This window comes from Xylophilus sp. ASV27 (assembly GCF_016428875.1).
GTDB lineage: Bacteria > Pseudomonadota > Gammaproteobacteria > Burkholderiales > Burkholderiaceae_C > Xylophilus.
In genome coordinates this window covers 41,245-59,682 of the sequence record NZ_JAELTO010000003.1, presented here as the reverse complement: position 1 = coordinate 59,682, position 18,438 = coordinate 41,245, and the positions used below count along the sequence as shown (strand labels likewise).

Sequence of the window (18,438 nt, the reverse complement as noted above, 5' to 3'; positions counted from 1 at the left end):
CCATGCCGCAGGACGACACCTGGCAGGTCGGCGAGACGCTTCTGGCCAGCCGCTTTCTTCTGGGCACCGCCGGCTATCCCTCGCCCCGGGTGCTGGCCGAGGCCATCGCCGCGGCGCGGCCGGCGGCCGTCACCGTGGGCCTCAGGCGCACGCTGGCCGGCGGCGCCGACAATGGCTTCGTGGCCGGCGTGCACTCCGCCGCGCAGGCCGCCGGCGCGCGCCTGCTGCCCAACACCGCCGGCTGCCGCAGCGCGCGCGAGGCGGTGCAACTGGCACGCATGGCGCGCGAGCTGTACGGCACCGACTGGATCAAGCTCGAAGTGGTCGGCGACGAGTACACGCTGCAGCCCGACCCGGTCGAACTGGTGCTGGCCGCGGCCACGCTGGCACGAGAAGGCTTCACCGTCTGGCCCTACTGCACCGACGACTTGGTGAGCTGCCGCCGCCTGCTCGACGCCGGCTGCCCGCTGCTGATGCCCTGGGGCGCCCCCATAGGCTCGGGCCAGGGCCTGCTCAACCCCTGGGCGCTGCGCACGCTGCGCGAGCGCCTGCCCGACGCCACCCTGATCGTCGACGCCGGCATCGGCGCGCCCTCGCACGCCGCGCGGGCACTGGAGATGGGCTTCGACGCGGTGCTGCTCAACAGCGCCGTGGCCCAGTCGCGCGACCCGGTCGCCATGGCCAGCGCGTTCCGCCACGCGGTGCAGGCCGGCCGCACCGCCTGGCGCGCGGGCGTCATGGCGCGGCAGGACTTTGCCGTGGCCAGCACGCCCACCGGCGGCGAGGCCTTCCTGATCGGCGCCGCATGACGCGGCCGCCCGTCATCTGGAGCGTGGCCGGCACCGACAGCGCCGGTGGCGCCGGCCTCGCCGCCGACCAGCGCGCCGCCGATGCCTGCGGCGTGCACCTGTGCACCGTGGTGGCCGCGGTCACGGCCCAGCATTCGCAAGGCGTGACGCACGTCGAGCCGCTGCCCGCGGCGGTGCTCGACGCGCAGATGGCGGCGCTGGAACACGACCTGCCGCCGCTCGCGGTGAAGACCGGCCTGCTCGGCGGCGTGGCGCAGGTGCAGGCCGTGGCCCGCTGGATCGACCGGCTGCGCACGCGCGGCCCCGTGGCGCTGGTGGTGGACCCGGTGCTGGGCGCCAGCACCGGCGCCGCCTTTGCCGATGCGGCCGCGCGGGCGGCCTACCGTGATCTGCTGCTGCCGCGCGCCACGCTGACAACGCCGAACCGGCGCGAGGCGCTGCGCCTCACCGGCCTGCCCGACGATGCCGGCGCGCCGGCACTGGCCCACGCGCTGCGCCAGGCCGGCGCGCAGGCGGTCTGCATCACCGGCGGCGACGACGCGCCGGTGCAGGGCCTGGCGCTGGACTGGATCGCCACGCCGCACGCCGACGGCTGGCTGGCGCTGCCGCGCATCGCCACGCCGCACCACCATGGCACCGGCTGCACCTTCGCCAGCAGCGCCGCCGCCGCCATGGCGCGCGGCTTCGTCGCGGCCGATGCATTGGTGCTGGCCAAGATGGCGACCGCGCAGGCCTTGCGTCACGGCCATGCGGCAGGGCAGGGCGCCGGGCCGGTCTGCGCGCAGCCGGGCTTCATCAGCGATCCATCACTGATGCCGCAACTGTCGTGGAGCGCGCAGCCGCGCTTCGCTCCTTTCGCATCCACACAGCATCCCGTGTTGGGCCTGTACGCCATAGCCGCCAGCGCCAATCAGCTGGCGCGCATCCTGGCCGCCGGCGTGCGCACGGTGCAACTGCGCATCAAGACCCCGCCACGGCCCGACGCCGCCTGGCCGGCCGCCTTGCGCGCGCAGGTGGAGCGCGCCGTGGCCGATTGCCGCGCGGCGGGCGCGCAGTTCTTCCTGAACGACCACCGCGCCCTGGCGCTGGAACTGGGCGCGCCCGGCCTGCACCTGGGCCAGGAAGACCTGCTGGCGCTGAACGACGCCGAACGCGACACGCTGTGCGGCGAGCGCGCCCCGGCCCTGGGCATCAGCTCGCACAGCCTGTGGGAACTGGCCCGCGCGCGCAGCCTGGCGCCGCGCTACATCGCCTGCGGCCCGGTCTGGCCCACCACCACCAAGGCCATGCCCTGGCACCCGCAGGGCCTGGACAACCTGGCCTGGTGGTGCCGCATGGCCGGCGCACCGGTGGTGGCCATCGGCGGCATCCTCACGCCCGCGCAGGCCGAGGCCGCCGCGCGCCGCGGCGCCGATGGGGTGTGCATCGTGCGCGGCCTGGGCGATGCGCCGGAGGATGCGGTGCCGGCTTTTCGCCAAGCCCTTGAAGCGGGAGCGCGCCGCAGCCAGCCAGGCGCGCCGGTCTGGCCGCGGAGCAGCTTGGCGTGGGTGACGAGCGGCAGGCTCCCTGTTTCCGGGTGAAAAGTGCCTGTAGCCCAGATGAAACGTGGGCTTTTTGCTATAAAAAAATAGCAATACCGGCGCACAGCGGCTCCGCCACGGACCCCTCGCATCTCTTGCGAATTGTCAAGCTGGCGCCGCGCTGCGCTACTTAGCATGCCAACCGAAACTCAGAGGCCGTGCCACGTTTGCCGGCGTGCGCCAACAGCCCATGGGCCCGGTGCCGTTTGCATGCTGCCCCTGCTTCACGCCGCGATGCTTGCGCCTGCATGGCGCTGGCGGATGCGCACCTCCACGTTCAGCCACGCAGAAGTCGACACCATGAAGGACTCCAGTTTTCCCTTGATCCAGGGGCCTGCGGCCGCGCCCTTGCCGACGCAAGGATCGGGACGCTTTTTCGAGCACCACGGCATCTGGGCCTTGGGCGTGCGCCTGTTCCGCCGCCTGAGGTTCGGCGCGAAGGCGGGGCTCATCTCGCTGGCCTTCCTGGTGCCCGTGGCGATGCTCCTGCTGGCCTACGGCCGCACCAGTCAGGCCACCATCGACTTCGCCCGCCAGGAACTCGCCGGCCTGTCGGTGATCACCAGGATCGAGCCCTGGCTGATCGAGGTGCAGAAGCAGCGACGCCTGGTCCTGTCCGGGCTGACGCAGGGCATGGACATGGCCGCCATCGCCACGCGCATGGACGAAGTCGCCGCCGTGGTCGAGTCGGTTCCCAATGGGCTCGATGCCCGCGACGACCTGCGCCGGGTGCAGGCGCTGCACCAGTCCCTGCAGGCGCTGGGGACCAGGCCCGACGCCCAGGGCTTCGAGCAGGACCTGCAGGCCTACGTGGACGCCGTGCGCGATCTGCGCCGCACGGTCATGGACAAATCCAACCTGACCCTGGACCCGGATCAGGGCTCCTACTACCTGATGATCCTGGCGACCGACGTGGTCACCGACGTCATCGAATCGGTCTCCCGCACCCGCGCCATGGCCGGCGTGCTGGCGCGCGCCGAAGCGGCGAATGCCGGCAACATGACCAGCGCCGGCACCCAGGCGCGCGTGCGCGAGCTCTACGCCGTCTGGTACGCGGGCCGGGAGCGCGTCGAGGCTATCGCGCAGAGCAGCGCCCGCGCTGGTGAAGCCGAGCCGGAAGCGCTCAGGAAGATCGCCCCGTACGCGGCCGCGGCGACCGAGGCCGCCCAGGCCTTCTATGCGGCGTCCGGCAAATCCTGGTTCGACGACGGCTTCAACGCCGACATACGGCCGCTGGGCGAGCCGGGCCAGCTCGCCGTCGACAAGCTGCGCGCGCTCGGCGCCGAAAGCACCGTGATGCTGCAGGACCTGCTGCAGCGGCGCATCGACCAGACCCGCGAAAAGCGCGCGACCATGCTGGTCATCGTCCTGGGCTCGCTGCTGGTGGCGGCCTATCTCTTCTATGCCTTCTACCGCGTCATGCTCGGCGGCCTGGGCGAGGTCAGCCGGCATCTGCAGGCCATGACCGATGGCGACCTGACGAGCACCCCCTGGCCCTGGGGCCGGGATGAAGCCGCCGACCTCATGCTGATGATGGCCCGCATGCAGGACAGCCTGTGCAGCATGGTGCGGCAGGTGGTCGACGCCTCCAGCGGCATCCTGCAAGCCAGCAACGAGATCGCCGATGCGTCCACCGACCTGTCGGCGCGCACCGAGCAGACCGCCGCCAACCTGGAGCAGACCGCCTCGGCCATGGAACAGATCGGCGCGACGGTGCGCCAGACCAGCTCGCACACCGACGCGGCCACCGGCAACGCGTCGCAGAACGCGCAGATCGCCGCGCGCGGCGGCGCCATCGCCGGCAACATGGTGCGCACCATGGAGGACATCCAGGCCTCGTCGCGGCAGATCAGCGAGATCATCGGCGTCATAGACGGCATCGCCTTCCAGACCAACATCCTGGCGCTCAACGCCGCGGTGGAAGCCGCGCGCGCCGGCGAGCAGGGCCGGGGCTTCGCCGTGGTGGCCGCCGAAGTGCGCGCGCTGGCGCAGCGCTCGTCCAGCGCGGCGCGCCAGATCAAGGACCTGATCGGCATCAGCGTGGCCAACGTCGACATCGGCACTGGCATCGTGCGCGAGGCCGGCGTCACCATGAGCGGCATCGTCGACGGCGCGCAGAAGATCAAGGAACTGCTGCACGAGATCGCCGTCGGCTCGCGCGAGCAAAGCCAGGGCGTGACGCAGGTCGGCTCCGCGGTGCAGGAACTCGACCGCGCCACCCAGCAGAACGCCGCGCTGGTGGAGCAGACCGCCGCTGCCGCCGCCGCGCTGCGCGAGCAGGCCCGCGAACTGGTGCGCGAGGTGGCGCGCTTCAAGATGCCGGGCGCGCAGGCGGGGGCAGCGCCGCTGCCGGCGCGCTGAGTGTGGTTACACGGCGCCGCGCCGCTGTCACTACGATGGCAAGCCCCAGCCGCCAGTATCCTCACCTGATGTCCCTGCCGATCACCCAACCCGACCGTCGCACCTTCCTCGCCGCCGGCAGCGCCACCGCCGCCTTTGCCGCGCTCGGCCTGCCCGCCTCGGCATTCGCCGCCCCCGCCGGCCTCAGGCTGGGCGAGCCGCGCCCCTTTTCCTTCGACGGCTTGGCCGCGCGCGCCAAGGCGCTGGCCGCCAGGCCCTATGCGCCCGGCGCGCCGCTGCCGGCCGCGGTGCTGGACCGCATCGACTACGAAGCCCACGGCAAGATCAGGTTCAACACCGACTACGCGCTGTTCAAGGACGGCCCGGGGCAGTTCCCGGTCACCTTCTTCCACCTGGGCCGGTTCTTCCAGGTGCCGGTGCACATGTACCTGCTCACGCGCAGCGACGGCGATTTCTTCTCGCGTGAAATCGTCTACGACGCCGCCTACTTCGACATGCCGGCCGACAGCCCGGCGCGTGAACTGCCCGATGGCGCGGGCTTTGCCGGCTTTCGCTTCCAGGAGAGCCGCACGGGCGACCAGAAGAAGCTCGACTGGCGCCGCAACGACTGGGTCGCCTTCCTGGGCGCGAGCTACTTCCGCGCGATCGGCGAGCTGTACCAGTACGGCCTGTCGGCCCGCGCCGTGGCGCTGGACGTGGCCCTGCCGGATCGGCCGGAGGAGTTCCCGAGCTTCACCGAGTTCTACTTCGACCCGCCTGCCGAGGGCGGCGACACGGTGGTGGTGCACGCCCTGTTCGAAGGCCCGAGCATCACCGGCGCCTACAAGTTCGTGATGCAGCGCTCCAGGGCCGTCGTGATGGACCTCGAATGCCAGCTCTTCGTGCGCAAGGACATCGGCCGCCTGGGGCTGGCGCCGCTGACCTCGATGTACTGGTTCTCTGAAACCGCCAAGCCCGGCGCGATCGACTGGCGGCCCGAGGTGCACGACTCCGACGGCCTGGCGATCTGGACCGGCGGCGGCGAACGCATCTGGCGCCCGCTGAACAACCCGGCCGCCACCACCGGCGCCGCCTTCTCCGACCGGCAGCCGCGCGGCTTCGGCCTGCTGCAGCGCGACCGCAATTTCGACCACTACCTCGACGGCGTGTTCTATGACCGCCGGCCCAGCCTCTGGGTCGAGCCCCAGGGCGACTGGGGCGAGGGCGAGGTGCAATTGATCGAGATCCCGACCGACGACGAGATCCACGACAACACCGTCGCCTTCTGGGTGCCCAAGGCCCCCGCCCGGGCCGGCAGCAGCTACCGCCTGCGCTACCGCCTGCACTGGACCGACAGGGAGCCCTACCCCTCGCCGCTGGCCGCGTGCGTCGCCACGCGCCTGGGCCGCGGCGGCCAGCCGGGCCAGCCCCGGCCCGCGGGCGTGCGCAAGTTCATGGTCGAGTTCCTGGGCGGCCCGCTCGCCAGCCTGCCCTTCGGCATCAGGCCCGAGGCGGTGCTGAGCGCGCCCAGCGGCAAGTTCTCCTACGTGTTCACCGAAGCCGTGCCCAACGGCGTGGCCGGCCACTGGCGCGCGCAGTTCGATTTCACCGCCGACGGCAAGGACCCGGTGGACATCCGGCTGTACCTCAAGAACGGGGATCAGACCTTGTCCGAAACCTGGCTCTACCGCTACGAGCCGTTCTAGCTGCCGCCGCTGCGGAACTGGCCCGGCGCCAGGCCGGTCCAGTGGCGGAAGGCCCGTGCAAAGCTCTTCTCGTTGCGAAAGCCCACGGCCAGCGCCACCTGCTTGAGCGGCTTCTTCGTGTGCCGCAGCAGGGACACGGCCTGGGCCCGGCGCGCTTCGTCCTTGAGGGACTGCAGCGAGGCGCCTTCCTCCTTCAGTTGGCGGTGCAGCGTGCGCACCGAAATATGCAGGCTGGCGGCCAGGCCCTGGGCCGTGGCCGCCTCGGCCGGATGCGCCAGCAGCCGCTCGCGCACCCGCGCCACCAGCAGCCGGTCGCGGCGGTACTGCAGCACCGTCAGCGGCAGCGCGCGCTGCAGCATGGCGCGCGTGGCGGCCTCGTCACGCACCAGGGGCAGGGCCAGGTACTGGACGTCGAAGGCATAGCCTGCGGCCGCGGCGCCAAAGTGCAGCGGGCCGGGGAACAGCAGCGGATAGACCTCGGCATGCGGCGGAGCGGAAAACGGGAAGTCCGCGCGCTGCAGCGTGATGCGCGAATCCACCGCCCAGCAGGCAAAGCCGTGCACGTAGCGCAGCAGCGTCACCAGGCAGAACTCGCGCAGGCCGCCCAGCGCGCGGCGCTCCTCGATGCGCAGCACGGCGCTGCCGCCGCTCACCTCCAGTTGCAGCAGCACGTCGTCCGTCAGCAGCCGGTGCATGCGGCACCAGCGCTTGAGCGCCACGCCCAGCGTGGGCGCGGTCACCGCGGCGCGGCACAGCATGCCGTAGCTGCCCCAGGGCAGGCGGCGCGAGAACCAGCCCAGCGCCTCGTCGTCCAGCTGCTGCATGGCAAAGCCCGACAGGGCCTCGAACTGGGCAGCGGTGACGCGCTGGCGCGCATCGGCCAGCTGCGCTGGCGTGATCTGTGCATGCCGCAGGGCCGGCGCCGGGTCCAGCCTGCGCTGGACGTAGGCCTGCACGATCCCCTGCACGAAGGCGATGGGGGTGGCGGCGATGCGGGAGCCGGTGCGGGCGGGTGACGAGAAAGGCATGGCTGGCACGATTTGCAACCATTGTGGCGCCAAATGCGGCGCCGACAGGCGTAGCCTTGCGGCTCCAAGGAGACACCCCATGCAGCACCCCGGCCTGAGCTTCGACCTCGGCGAAACCGTCGACGCCCTGCGCGACGCCATCCAGGACTTCGCCGCGCAGGAGATCGCGCCGCGCGCCGCGGACATCGACCGCGACAACCAGTTCCCCGCAGACCTGTGGCGCAAGCTCGGCGAGCTCGGCCTGCACGGCATGACCGTGGCCGAGGAATACGGCGGCACGCAGCTGGGCTACCTGGCGCACATGGTGGCCATGGAGGAGGTCTCGCGCGCGTCGGCGTCGGTCGGGCTGTCCTACGGCGCGCACTCCAACCTGTGCGTGAACCAGATCCACCGCAACGGCACTGCGGCGCAGAAGCAGAAGTACCTACCCCGGCTGGTGAGCGGGGAGCACGTCGGCGCGCTGGCCATGAGCGAGCCCGGCGCCGGCTCCGACGTGGTCAGCATGCAGCTGCGCGCCGAGAAGAAGGGCGACCGCTACGTGCTCAACGGCAGCAAGATGTGGATCACCAACGGCGGCGACGCCGACACGCTGGTGATCTACGGCAAGACCGAGCCGCAGCTGGGTGCGCGCGGCATGACCGCCTTCATCGTCGAGAAGGGCTTCAAGGGCTTCTCCGCCGGCACCAAGCTCGACAAGCTGGGCATGCGCGGCAGCAACACCTGGCCGCTGTTCTTCGACAACTGCGAAGTGCCCGAGGAGAACGTGCTGGGCGGCGAAGGCAAAGGCGCCAAGGTGCTGATGAGCGGCCTGGACTACGAGCGCGCGGTGCTCTCCGGCGGCCCGCTGGGCATCATGGCCGCCTGCATGGACGCGGTGATTCCCTATGTGCACGAGCGCAGGCAGTTCGGCCAGGCGATTGGCGAATTCCAGCTCATGCAGGGCAAGCTGGCCGACATGTACACCACCTGGCAGGCCACGCGCGCCTACGTCTACGCCGTGGGCAAGGCCTGCGACCGCGGCGACCATGCGCGCAGCCTGCGCAAGGACGCGGCCGGCGCCATCCTGTACGCGGCCGAGAAGGCGACCTGGATGGCCGGCGAGGCGATCCAGGCGCTGGGCGGCGTGGGCTACACCAACGAATTCCCGGTCGGCCGCCTTTGGCGCGACGCCAAGCTGTACGAAATCGGCGCCGGCACCAGCGAGATCCGGCGCATGCTGATCGGCCGCGAACTGTTCGCCGAGACGATGTAGCCCTGGAGCATCAGCATGGCCGCAAGCCGCTACCCCTTGACCGAGAGCCACGCGCACGGCGCCACCGACGTCCCGCTGATCGAGCAGACCATCGGCGACTTCTTCGATGCCATGGCCGCGCGCCAGCCCGAGCGCGAGGCGCTGGTCAGCGTGCACCAGGGCGCGCGCTACACCTACGGCGCCCTGCGCACGGCGGTGGACCGGCTGGCCAGCGCGCTGCTGCGCCAGGGGCTGGTGCCGGGCGACCGCATCGGCATCTGGTCGCACAACAACGTGGAATGGGTGCTGATGCAGCTCGCCACGGCCAAGGCCGGGCTGGTGCTGGTCAACATCAACCCGGCCTACCGGACCTCCGAACTGGAATACGCGCTGAACAAGGTCGGCTGCAAGGCGCTGGTCACCATGGCGCGCTTCAAGACCAGCGACTACCTGCAGATGCTGCGCGAACTCGCGCCCGAGCTGGCCGCCGCCGCGCCGGGCCGGCTGCAGGCCGCGCGCCTGCCGGACCTGCGCCTGGTGGCCTGGATCGATGCCGCAGGGCAGGGCGGCGATGAGAGCGGCATGCTGCGCTTCTCCGAACTGCATGCGAGCGGCGACGCGGCCGACCCGCGCGTGGCGCAGGTGGCGGCCACGCTGCGCGCGAGCGACCCGGTCAACATCCAGTTCACCAGCGGCACCACGGGCTTTCCCAAGGGCGCCACGCTCACCCACCGCAACATCCTGAACAACGGCTTCTTCATCGGCGAGTGCATGCGGCTCACGCCCGAGGACCGGCTGTGCATCCCGGTGCCGCTGTACCACTGCTTCGGCATGGTGCTGGGCAACCTCGCCTGCCTGACGCATGGCGCCACCATCGTCTACCCGAACGACGGCTTCGACCCGCTCACGGTGCTGCAGGCGGTGCAGGCGGAGAAGTGCACCGCCCTGCACGGCGTGCCCACCATGTTCATCGCCGAACTGGAGCACCCGCGCTTCGGGGAATTCGACCTGTCCACGCTGCGCACCGGCATCATGGCCGGCTCGCCCTGCCCGATCGAGGTGATGAAGCGCGTGGTCGGGCAGATGCACCTGTCGCAGATCACCATCGCCTACGGCATGACCGAGACCAGCCCGGTGAGCTGCCAGAGCAGCACCGACACGCCGCTGGACCGCCGCGTGTCCACCGTGGGCCAGGTGCAGCCGCACCTGGAGGTGAAGATCATCGACCCGGCCAGCGGCGCCACCGTGGCCCCGGGCGTCACCGGCGAACTCTGCACCCGCGGCTATTCGGTGATGCACGGCTACTGGGGCGACGCGGAGAAGACGCGCGAGGCGATCGACGCCGAGGGCTGGATGCACACCGGCGACCTCGCCACCATGGACGCCGAGGGCTACGTCAACATCGTCGGCCGCAGCAAGGACATGGTGATCCGCGGCGGCGAGAACGTGTACCCGCGCGAGATCGAGGAGTTTCTCTACCGCCACCCGCAGATCCAGGACGTGCAGGTGGTCGGCGTGCCGGACCGGCGCTACGGCGAGGAGCTGTGCGCCTGGATCATCGCCAAGCCCGGCCAGACGCTCACCGAGGAAGCAGTGCGCGACTTCTGCAAGGGCCGCATCGCGCACTACAAGGTGCCGCGCCACATGCGCTTCGTCGACGCCTTCCCGATGACCATCACCGGCAAGATCCAGAAGTTCAGGATCCGCGAGGCCATGAGCGAGGAACTCGGCCTGCAGGAAGACAAGGCCGCCTGAGCCATGGCCACCCGCCGCGCATGAAACACCATGGCGCCGAAAGCCGCGGGGCCGGCCATGCCGGAGCATCCGCGCAACCGGCCGAGCCGGGCCGCTGGAGGTATCTAGCGTTTCCTTGCCACGCCCAGGCGGCGGCGCAGCGAGATCTCCGCCAGGTCCACCTCCTGCACCAGCGCGCGCAGGGAATCGTCGTTGATGCGGTGCGCGCGGCGCAGCCGGTACAGCTCGGCCCGCTCGGCGCGCAGGCCGGTGAGGCGCAGCTCCAGCTCCATCACATGGGCGCGCCGGCGCGCGACGTGCTCCTTGGCGCGCGCCTCGGTGCCCTCGTCCGTGTCGTCCAGCGTGTCGATGCGGCGCCGGTAGTCGCGCGCCACCAGGCCCACGGCCTCGTCGCGCCGGGCCTGCCATTCGGCGTCGGGCGGCGTGGTGTCGGCATCGCCGGCCTTCTTCAGCGAGGTGATCGCGGCCTCGCAGGCGGCGATGCGCGCCAGCCGCTCCTCGCGCGCGTGCGGCGGCTCGGCCGGCTGCTGGATGCCCGCCAGCAGCAGCGGCAGGCCGATGCTGCCCGCGACCAGGGTGACCAGGATCACGCCGGTGGCCAGGAACACCAGCAGTTCGCGGCCCGGGAACGGGCTGCCGTCGGGCAGCAGCAGCGGAATGGACAGCGCGCCGGCCAGCGTGATCGCGCCGCGGATGCCGGCCAGCGCCGTGGCGCCCATGAGCCGCAGCGAGGGCTGCTCCGGCATTTGACCGCTGCGGCGCGCGGCGAGCAGGGAGCGGCGCACGGCCAGGGCCAGCCAGATCGCGCGCAGCACGATCAGCGCCGCCGAGATCGCCAGCACATAGCCCAGCAGCAGCCACCAGGCATGCGGCCCGTGCGTGAGGCCCTCGCCGATGATCGCGGGCAGCTGCAGCCCCAGCAGCAGGAAGATCGCGCCGTTGAAGGACGACTCCACCATGGTCCAGGTGATCTGCGCCTGCATGCGCTCGGCAATGGCCTCGCTGCGCTCCAGGTCGGCGAAATTGGTGGTGATGCCCGCGGCCACCGCCGCCAGGATGCCCGAGACGCCCAGGCGCTCGGCCACGATGTAGGCGGCAAAGGGCAGCAGCATCATCAGCAGCACGGTCTGCGTGGCGGCCACGTCGCCCACGCGCCGCGTGATGGTGGCGCGCGCCCGCGCATAGGCCCAGCCCGCGGCCGCGCCGACGGCCAGCCCGCCCAGCGCGATCAGGATGAAGCTGCGTCCGGCCTCGGCCCACGAGAAGGCCCCGGTGAGCGTGGCCGCCACGGCGAACTTCAGCGCCACCAGGCCGGACGCGTCGTTGAGCAGCGACTCGCCCTCCAGGATGTGCCGGGTCTTCTCGGGCATGCCCAGGCGGCGCGTGATGGCCGACACGGCCACCGCGTCGGTCGGCGAGAGCACCGCGGCCAGCGCGAAGGCCGCCGTCAGCGGCAGCTCCGGAATCATCCAGTGCGCGAAATAGCCCAGGCCCAGCACCGTGAACAGCACCAGGCCCAGCGCCAGCGTGAGGATGGGCCGGCGCAGCGTGAAAAGTTCGCGCTTCGGAATGCGCCAGCCGTCGGCGAACAGCAGCGGCGGGATGAACAGCAGCAGGAACAGTTCCGGGTCGAAGCGCACGTGCAGTCCGGCTTCGGGCCACGACAGCGCCGCGCCCAGCGCGATCTGCAGCAGCGGCAGCGGCACGGCCGGCACGTAGCGGGCCGCCAGCCCGGAGACCGCGCCCAGCGTCAGCAGCAGCAGGACGATTTCAACGGTATGCATCGGCGCCCGATTTTCCGCGCAATGCGCGCGCATGTCCGCCGCCCCCTGAATTCCCAAGGAAACCCATGTCCAAACTGAGTTCCAAGCTCAATCCGCGCTCCGCCGAATTCCAGGCCAATGCCGCCGCCATGCGCGCGCTCGTGCAAGACCTGCACGCCCAGGTCGCCAAGGTGGCCGAAGGCGGCGGCGAGGCCGCGCGCGCCAAGCACACCGCACGCGGCAAGCTGCTGCCGCGCGAGCGGGTGCAGATGCTGCTGGACCCGGGCACGCCGTTCCTGGAGATCGCGCCGCTGGCCGCCTACGGCATGTACGGCGACGCGGCCCCGGGCGCGGGCCTGATCGCCGGCATCGGCCGCATCGCGGGCACCGACTGCGTCGTCGTCTGCAACGACGCCACGGTCAAGGGCGGCACCTACTACCCGATGACGGTCAAGAAGCACCTGCGCGCCCAGGAGATCGCCGAGCAGAACCGCCTGCCCTGCGTCTACCTGGTCGACTCCGGCGGCGCCAACCTGCCGAACCAGGACGAGGTCTTTCCAGACCGCGACCACTTCGGCCGCATCTTCTACAACCAGGCGCAGATGAGCGCGCAGGGCATCGGCCAGATCGCGGTGGTGATGGGCAGCTGCACCGCCGGCGGCGCCTACGTGCCGGCGATGAGCGACGAATCCATCATCGTGAAGAACCAGGGCACCATCTTCCTCGGCGGCCCGCCGCTGGTGAAGGCCGCCACCGGCGAGGTGGTCACCGCCGAGGACCTGGGCGGCGGCGACGTGCACACGCGGCTCTCCGGCGTGGCCGACCACTTGGCCGAGAACGACCTGCACGCGCTGGCGCTGGCGCGCGAGGCGGTTCGCAATTTGCAAAGAAAAGTGCCTCAAGCCCAATATTCAACTGGGCTGCGTGCTCCTGATTTCGTAGCAGAGGAGCTGTATGGCGTGATCCCCACAGACACGCGCAAGCCCTTCGACGTGCGCGAGATCATCGCGCGCATCGTCGACGGCAGCGAGTTCCACGAGTTCAAGGCCCGCTTCGGCGCCACGCTGGTCTGCGGCTTTGCCGAGATCGAGGGCATGCCCATCGGCATCGTCGCCAACAACGGCATCCTGTTCTCGGAATCGGCGCAGAAGGGCGCCCACTTCATCGAGCTGTGCTGCCAGCGCAAGATCCCGCTCGTCTTTCTGCAGAACATCACCGGCTTCATGGTCGGGCGCAAGTACGAGAACGAAGGCATTGCGCGCCACGGCGCCAAGATGGTGACGGCCGTGGCCACCGCCAACGTGCCCAAGTTCACCATCATCATTGGCGGCAGCTTCGGCGCCGGCAACTACGGCATGTGCGGCCGCGCGTACAGCCCGCGCTTTCTCTGGATGTGGCCCAACGCGCGCATCAGCGTGATGGGCGGCGAGCAGGCCGCGAGCGTGCTAGCCACGGTGAAGCGCGACGGCATCGAGGGCAAAGGCGGCAACTGGAGCAAGGAAGCGGAAGAAGCCTTCAAGGCCCCGATCCGTCAGCAGTACGAGGACCAGGGCAATCCCTATTACGCCACCGCGCGGCTGTGGGATGACGGCATCATCGATCCGGCGGATACGCGGCGGGTGTTGGCGCTGGGGCTGGCGGCGGCGCGGCATGCGCCGGTGCCCGAGCCAAAATTCGGCATCTTCCGTATGTAGGAGTTGTCGTGGACCGCCGTTTTTCCATCTCGTTTGTCGTGTCGACCGTGCTGCTGGCGCTTGCCGCCAGCGCCTATGCCCGGGTGCACGAGGAAGAGTTTGATCTTCCGGTGCAAGTGACCGATGCGTACGGCAAGCGCATCGCACAGCCGATTCGCGTGACCGTCTGGTCCGATGACGCCAATCCGAAGCCGGCGCCCGTGATGGTGCTCAACCATGGGCGCGCACCCGATGCCGAAGGACGGCAGAAGCTGGGCCGCGCCCGGTACGGCGATGCTGCACGGTTCTTCCTGCGGCGCGGCTTCATCGTGGCGGTGCCGACGCGCATCGGCTACGGTGTCAGCGGCGGCGAAGATCTGGAGTCCAGTGGGCCGTGTCAGCGCAAGTCCTACCCGCCCGCGTTCGCCGTGGCGGTCGAGCAGGTGGCGGCCACGCTGGAGGCGGTTCGGCAGCGGCCCGACGCCGCGAAGGACCGCTCTGTGATCGCCGGACAGTCGTTCGGTGGCGCCACGGCGCTCGCGACGGCGAGCCGCAATCTGCCCGGCGTGGTGGCGGCGATCAACTTCGCCGGCGGCTCAGGGGGCAATCCGAAGAACCAGCCGGGCCGCCCGTGTGCACCGCACTTGCTGGAAAGCACGCTGGGAAGCTACGGCAAGACGGCACGGGTGCCGGTGCTGTGGCTCTACGCTCAGAACGACCAGTATTTCGGGCCGACCTACCCGCGGGAATGGTTCGACGCTTTCAAGGCGGCCGGGGGCCAGGGCGAGTTCATCCAGTTTCCGCCTCAGGGAGAGGACGGACACCTGACCTTCGTCCGTTTCCCGCAGACCTGGCATCCGCCGGTCGCTGCCTTCCTGGAGCGGCAGGGCTTTCCTGCATTGCGACCCGACACGCCGGTGCAGGCGGCTACTGCACCCACGAAAAACGAGGTATCCCATGAGTAGCTTGGCCATCACCGAATCGGCGGACATCGCCCGCATCACCCTTACTCGCCCCGAGGTACGCAACGCCTTCGACGATGGTCTTATCGCCGAGCTCGATGCCGCATTCCGCCTGTTGGGCACTCGCAGCGATGTCCGTGCCATCGTCCTCGCCGCTGAAGGCCCGGCCTTCTGCGCCGGCGCCAACCTCAACTGGATGCGCCGCATGGCCGACTACACGCGCGACGAGAACCTCGCCGACGCGGGCAAGCTGGCCGCCATGCTGCGCACCATTGCCGAGTGCCCCAAGCCGACCATCGCGCGCGTGCAGGGCGATGTGTATGCGGGCGGCATGGGGCTGGTGGCGGCCTGCGACATGGCCGTGAGCGTGGACAGCGCCTGGTACTGCCTGAGCGAGGTCAAGATCGGCCTAGTGCCCGCGACCATCAGCCCCTACGTGCTGCGCGCCATGGGCACGCGCGCGGCGCAGCGCTACTTCCTGACGGCCGAGCGCTTCACTGCGGCCGAGGCGCACCGCATCGGCTTCGTGCATGAAGTGGTGGCCGCCGACGCGCTCGACGCCAAGGTCGACGAACTCCTGAAGGCGTTGACCGGCGCCAGCCCGGCGGCGGTGCGCGCCTGCAAGCAACTGGTCGCCGACGTGGCGGGCCGCGAGATCGACGAGGCGCTGATCGCGAAGACGGTCGAAGGCATCGCCGACATCCGCGCCAGCGACGAGGGCCGCGAAGGCGTGCAGGCCTTCCTGCACAAGCGCAAGCCGTCCTGGATCACGGGCTGACCCCAGGCCGCGCCATGCACCCCGCACTGGACCTTCCCCAACTGCTTGCCCTGGCTGCTGCCATCGGCTGGGCCAGCGGCGTGCGGCTGTACCTGGTGGTGCTGCTGGTGGGGCTGGCGGGCCGCCTCGACTGGCTGCCGCTGCCGGCCGGGCTGCACTTGCTGACGCACCCCGCGGTGATCGCCGCGAGCGGCTTCATGGTGGTGGTGGAGTTCCTGGCCGACAAGGTGCCGGGCGTGGATTCGCTCTGGGACGCGGTGCACACGGTGATCCGCATTCCAGCCGGCGCCGCGCTGGCGGCGGGGCTCTTCAGTGCGGACAGCAGCGCCATGGCTGTCGTCGCCGCGCTGCTGGGCGGGGGGCTGGCCGCCACCGCGCATGCCGCCAAGGCCACCACGCGCGCGGCCATCAACACCTCGCCCGAGCCCTTCAGCAACGCCGGCGCCTCGCTGGCCGAGGACGCCATGGTGCCGGCCGGGCTGTGGCTGTCGGTGGCGCACCCGCTGGTCTTTGCCCTGGCGCTGGTCCTGGTGCTGGCGCTCAGCCTGTGGCTGATCCACAAGAGCTGGCGCTTCCTGCGCCGCCTGTTCACGCGCATGGCGCGCATCTTCAGCGGCCGGCCCGATCCGGGCGTGCCGCCGGCATCGTCCTCTCACGGAGACATTCCCCATGTTCAAGAAAATAATGATCGCCAATCGCCGTGAGCAGCCGCGCAGCCGCGCAGCGTGCGCAGGCGATTTCACAGCGAAGGTCACCCATGTTTAAGAAGATCCTCATTGCCAATCGCGGTGAAATCGCCTGCCGCGTGGCCGCCACCGCGCGCCGCATGGGCATCCGCACCGTGGCGGTTTATTCCGACGCCGACGCGCAGGCCAAGCACGTCGCCGCCTGCGACGAGGCGGTGCACGTGGGCGGCAGCGCGCCCAAGGACAGCTACCTGCAGTGGCAGCGCATCCTCGACGCGGCCCGCGCCACCGGCGCCCAGGCGGTGCACCCGGGCTACGGCTTCCTCAGCGAGAACGACGACTTCGCGCAGGCATGCGCCGACGCCGGCCTGGTGTTCATCGGTCCGCCGCCTTCGGCCATCCGCGCCATGGGGCTCAAGGCCGAATCCAAGCAGTTGATGGAAAAGGCCGGCGTGCCCCTGGTGCCCGGCTACCACGGCGCCGACCAGGACCCGGCCCTGCTGCGGCGCGAGGCCGACCGCATCGGCTATCCGGTGCTGATCAAGGCCAGCGCCGGCGGCGGTGGCAAGGGCATGCGCGCGGTCGACAAGGCCGAGGACTTCGCCGCCGCGCTCGCCTCGTGCAAGCGCGAAGCGATCAACAGCTTCGGCGACGACGCGGTGCTGATCGAGAAGTACGTGCAGCGCCCGCGCCATATCGAGATCCAGGTGTTCGGCGACACCCAGGGCGAGGTGGTCTACCTGTTCGAGCGCGACTGCTCGGTGCAGCGCCGCCACCAGAAGGTGCTGGAGGAAGCGCCCGCGCCCGGCATGACCGAGGCCATGCGCCAGCAGATGGGCGCGGCCGCGGTGGCGGCGGCCAAGGCGGTGGGCTATGTGGGCGCGGGCACGGTGGAATTCATCGTCGAGCAGCGGGCCGACGACTCCATGAGTTTCTTCTTCATGGAAATGAACACCCGCCTGCAGGTCGAGCACCCAGTGACCGAGGCCATCACCGGCCTGGACCTGGTCGAGTGGCAACTGCGCGTGGCCTCGGGCGAGCCGCTGCCGCTGCGCCAGCAGGACCTGCGCATCCACGGCCATGCGATCGAGGCGCGCATCTGCGCCGAGAACCCCGACAACCAGTTCCTGCCGACCACGGGCACGCTGCAGGTCTACGCCAAGCCGCGGGCCACGGCGTTCGAGCGCGGCGCCGTGCGCATCGACGACGGCGTGCGCCAGGGCGATGCGATCTCGCCCTTCTACGACTCCATGGTCGCCAAGCTGATCGTGCACGGCGCCACGCGCGAGGAAGCGCTGGCGCTGCTGGACGCGGCGCTGGCGCAGATGCACATCGTCGGCCTGCCGACCAACGTGCAGTTCCTGCGCCGGGTGCTAGCCAGCCCGTCCTTCGCGCAGGCGCGGCTCGACACCGCGCTGATCGAGCGCGAGCGCGCCGTGCTGTTCGACCAGGAGCCGCTGGGCCTGCCGCTGGCCGCCGCCGCCGCCGTGGCGCACGCGCTGCAGTCCGAGGCCGCGCGCGAGACGGCCGATCCGTTCAGCCGCCGCGACGGCTGGCGCTCGCACGGGCCCATGCAGCGGCGCTTCGACTTCGAGTTCCACGGCGAGCCGGCGCAGGCCCTGCTGACCCGCCGGCGCGATGCCACGCTGCAGTTGGCGGTGGGCGACGAGCAGGCGGATTTCGCATGGACGGCCCTGGGCGATGGCGCACTCGACCTGCGGTGGGGCGGGCGGCGCGCCACCGTGAACATTTACCAAAAAGAGGATGAAGCCCAGGTATTCTCTGGGCTTGGTGCTACACAAATCATAGTGATAGACCCGCTCACCCATGCCGGCGACGCGCAGGCCGAAGGCGGCCGCCTGACCGCGCCCATGCCGGGCAAGGTCGTGTCCTTCGCCGTCAAGACCGGCGACAAGGTCAGCCGCGGCCAGCCGCTGGCGGTGATGGAAGCCATGAAGATGGAGCACACCATCGCCGCGCCGGCCGATGGCGTGGTGGAAGAACTGCTCTATGCCCCGGGCGACCAGGTGGCCGAGGGCGACGAGCTGCTGAGAATGGCGGCGGCAAGCGTTTAAGGCGACGCCGAACAAGTCCCCGCGATGCGCGACATGCGAGGGACTCGTTCGG

The 18,438-nt window shown here is 70.6% G+C and carries 13 protein-coding genes; 11 read left to right on the top strand and 2 right to left on the bottom strand.

The annotated features are described in order from the left end of the window. The first annotated feature begins 2 nt into the window (after nt 1–2). From JHD63_RS01420 to JHD63_RS01405, 4 genes are all read left to right on the top strand, one after another. Entirely contained in the window at nt 3–809 is an 807-nt protein-coding gene (locus JHD63_RS01420; protein WP_198968875.1) for a thiazole synthase, read from the top strand. Beyond that, entirely contained in the window at nt 806–2,389 is a 1,584-nt protein-coding gene (locus JHD63_RS01415) for a PfkB family carbohydrate kinase (RefSeq protein ID WP_198968874.1), read from the top strand. The genes JHD63_RS01420 and JHD63_RS01415 overlap by 4 nt, the downstream gene beginning before the upstream one ends. A gap of 300 nt (nt 2,390–2,689) precedes the next feature. Next, nucleotides 2,690–4,750: a methyl-accepting chemotaxis protein gene (locus JHD63_RS01410; RefSeq protein WP_233167480.1), complete on the top strand. Its 2,061-nt coding sequence runs from the start codon at nt 2,690–2,692 to the stop codon at nt 4,748–4,750. Nucleotides 4,751–4,818: 68 nt separating this feature from the next. Then, entirely contained in the window at nt 4,819–6,435 is a 1,617-nt protein-coding gene (locus JHD63_RS01405; protein WP_198968873.1) for a glucan biosynthesis protein, read from the top strand. Here JHD63_RS01405 and JHD63_RS01400 read toward each other — a convergent pair. Then, nucleotides 6,432–7,463, bottom strand: a complete 1,032-nt coding sequence (locus JHD63_RS01400; RefSeq protein WP_198968872.1) for an AraC family transcriptional regulator — start codon at nt 7,461–7,463, stop codon at nt 6,432–6,434. The genes JHD63_RS01405 and JHD63_RS01400 overlap by 4 nt on opposite strands. Before the next feature lie 79 nt (nt 7,464–7,542). Here JHD63_RS01400 and JHD63_RS01395 point away from each other — a divergent pair, with 79 nt between their 5' ends. Both JHD63_RS01395 and JHD63_RS01390 read left to right on the top strand, forming a co-directional pair. Beyond that, complete coding sequence (locus tag JHD63_RS01395) at nt 7,543–8,715, top strand: isovaleryl-CoA dehydrogenase (protein WP_198968871.1); 1,173 nt, start codon at nt 7,543–7,545, stop codon at nt 8,713–8,715. 15 nt (nt 8,716–8,730) lie between these two features. After that, a complete protein-coding gene (locus tag JHD63_RS01390; protein ID WP_198968870.1) occupies nt 8,731–10,449 on the top strand; it encodes an AMP-binding protein in 1,719 nt (572 codons plus the stop codon). 104 nt (nt 10,450–10,553) lie between these two features. On the opposite strand, the gene JHD63_RS01385 is transcribed toward JHD63_RS01390, so the two are convergent. Beyond that, nucleotides 10,554–12,233 (bottom strand): Na+/H+ antiporter, encoded by a 1,680-nt coding sequence (locus JHD63_RS01385; RefSeq protein ID WP_198968869.1) that lies wholly within the window; start codon nt 12,231–12,233, stop codon nt 10,554–10,556. Between the two features lie 65 nt (nt 12,234–12,298). On the opposite strand from JHD63_RS01385, the gene JHD63_RS01380 reads away from it, so the two are divergent. From JHD63_RS01380 to JHD63_RS01360, 5 genes are read left to right on the top strand one after another with little or no spacing between them, the layout of a single operon-like run. Continuing rightward, the gene (locus tag JHD63_RS01380; RefSeq protein WP_198968868.1) at nt 12,299–13,906 is read left to right on the top strand and encodes a carboxyl transferase domain-containing protein; all 1,608 of its coding nucleotides are present in this window, start codon (nt 12,299–12,301) and stop codon (nt 13,904–13,906) included. An 8-nt stretch (nt 13,907–13,914) separates the two neighbouring features. Further along, on the top strand, nt 13,915–14,850 hold the full coding sequence (locus tag JHD63_RS01375) for an alpha/beta hydrolase family protein (RefSeq protein WP_198968867.1): 936 nt from the start codon (nt 13,915–13,917) through the stop codon (nt 14,848–14,850). Further along, a complete protein-coding gene (locus JHD63_RS01370; protein ID WP_198968866.1) occupies nt 14,843–15,625 on the top strand; it encodes an enoyl-CoA hydratase/isomerase family protein in 783 nt (260 codons plus the stop codon). The genes JHD63_RS01375 and JHD63_RS01370 overlap by 8 nt, the downstream gene beginning before the upstream one ends. 14 nt (nt 15,626–15,639) lie before the next feature. Further along, nucleotides 15,640–16,329 (top strand): DUF4126 domain-containing protein, encoded by a 690-nt coding sequence (locus JHD63_RS01365; protein ID WP_198968865.1) that lies wholly within the window; start codon nt 15,640–15,642, stop codon nt 16,327–16,329. A gap of 53 nt (nt 16,330–16,382) precedes the next feature. Further along, nucleotides 16,383–18,386 carry an acetyl/propionyl/methylcrotonyl-CoA carboxylase subunit alpha gene (locus JHD63_RS01360; RefSeq protein WP_198968864.1) on the top strand — a complete coding sequence of 668 codons (2,004 nt, stop codon included), beginning with the start codon at nt 16,383–16,385 and terminating at the stop codon, nt 18,384–18,386. The last annotated feature ends 52 nt before the right edge of the window (nt 18,387–18,438 follow it).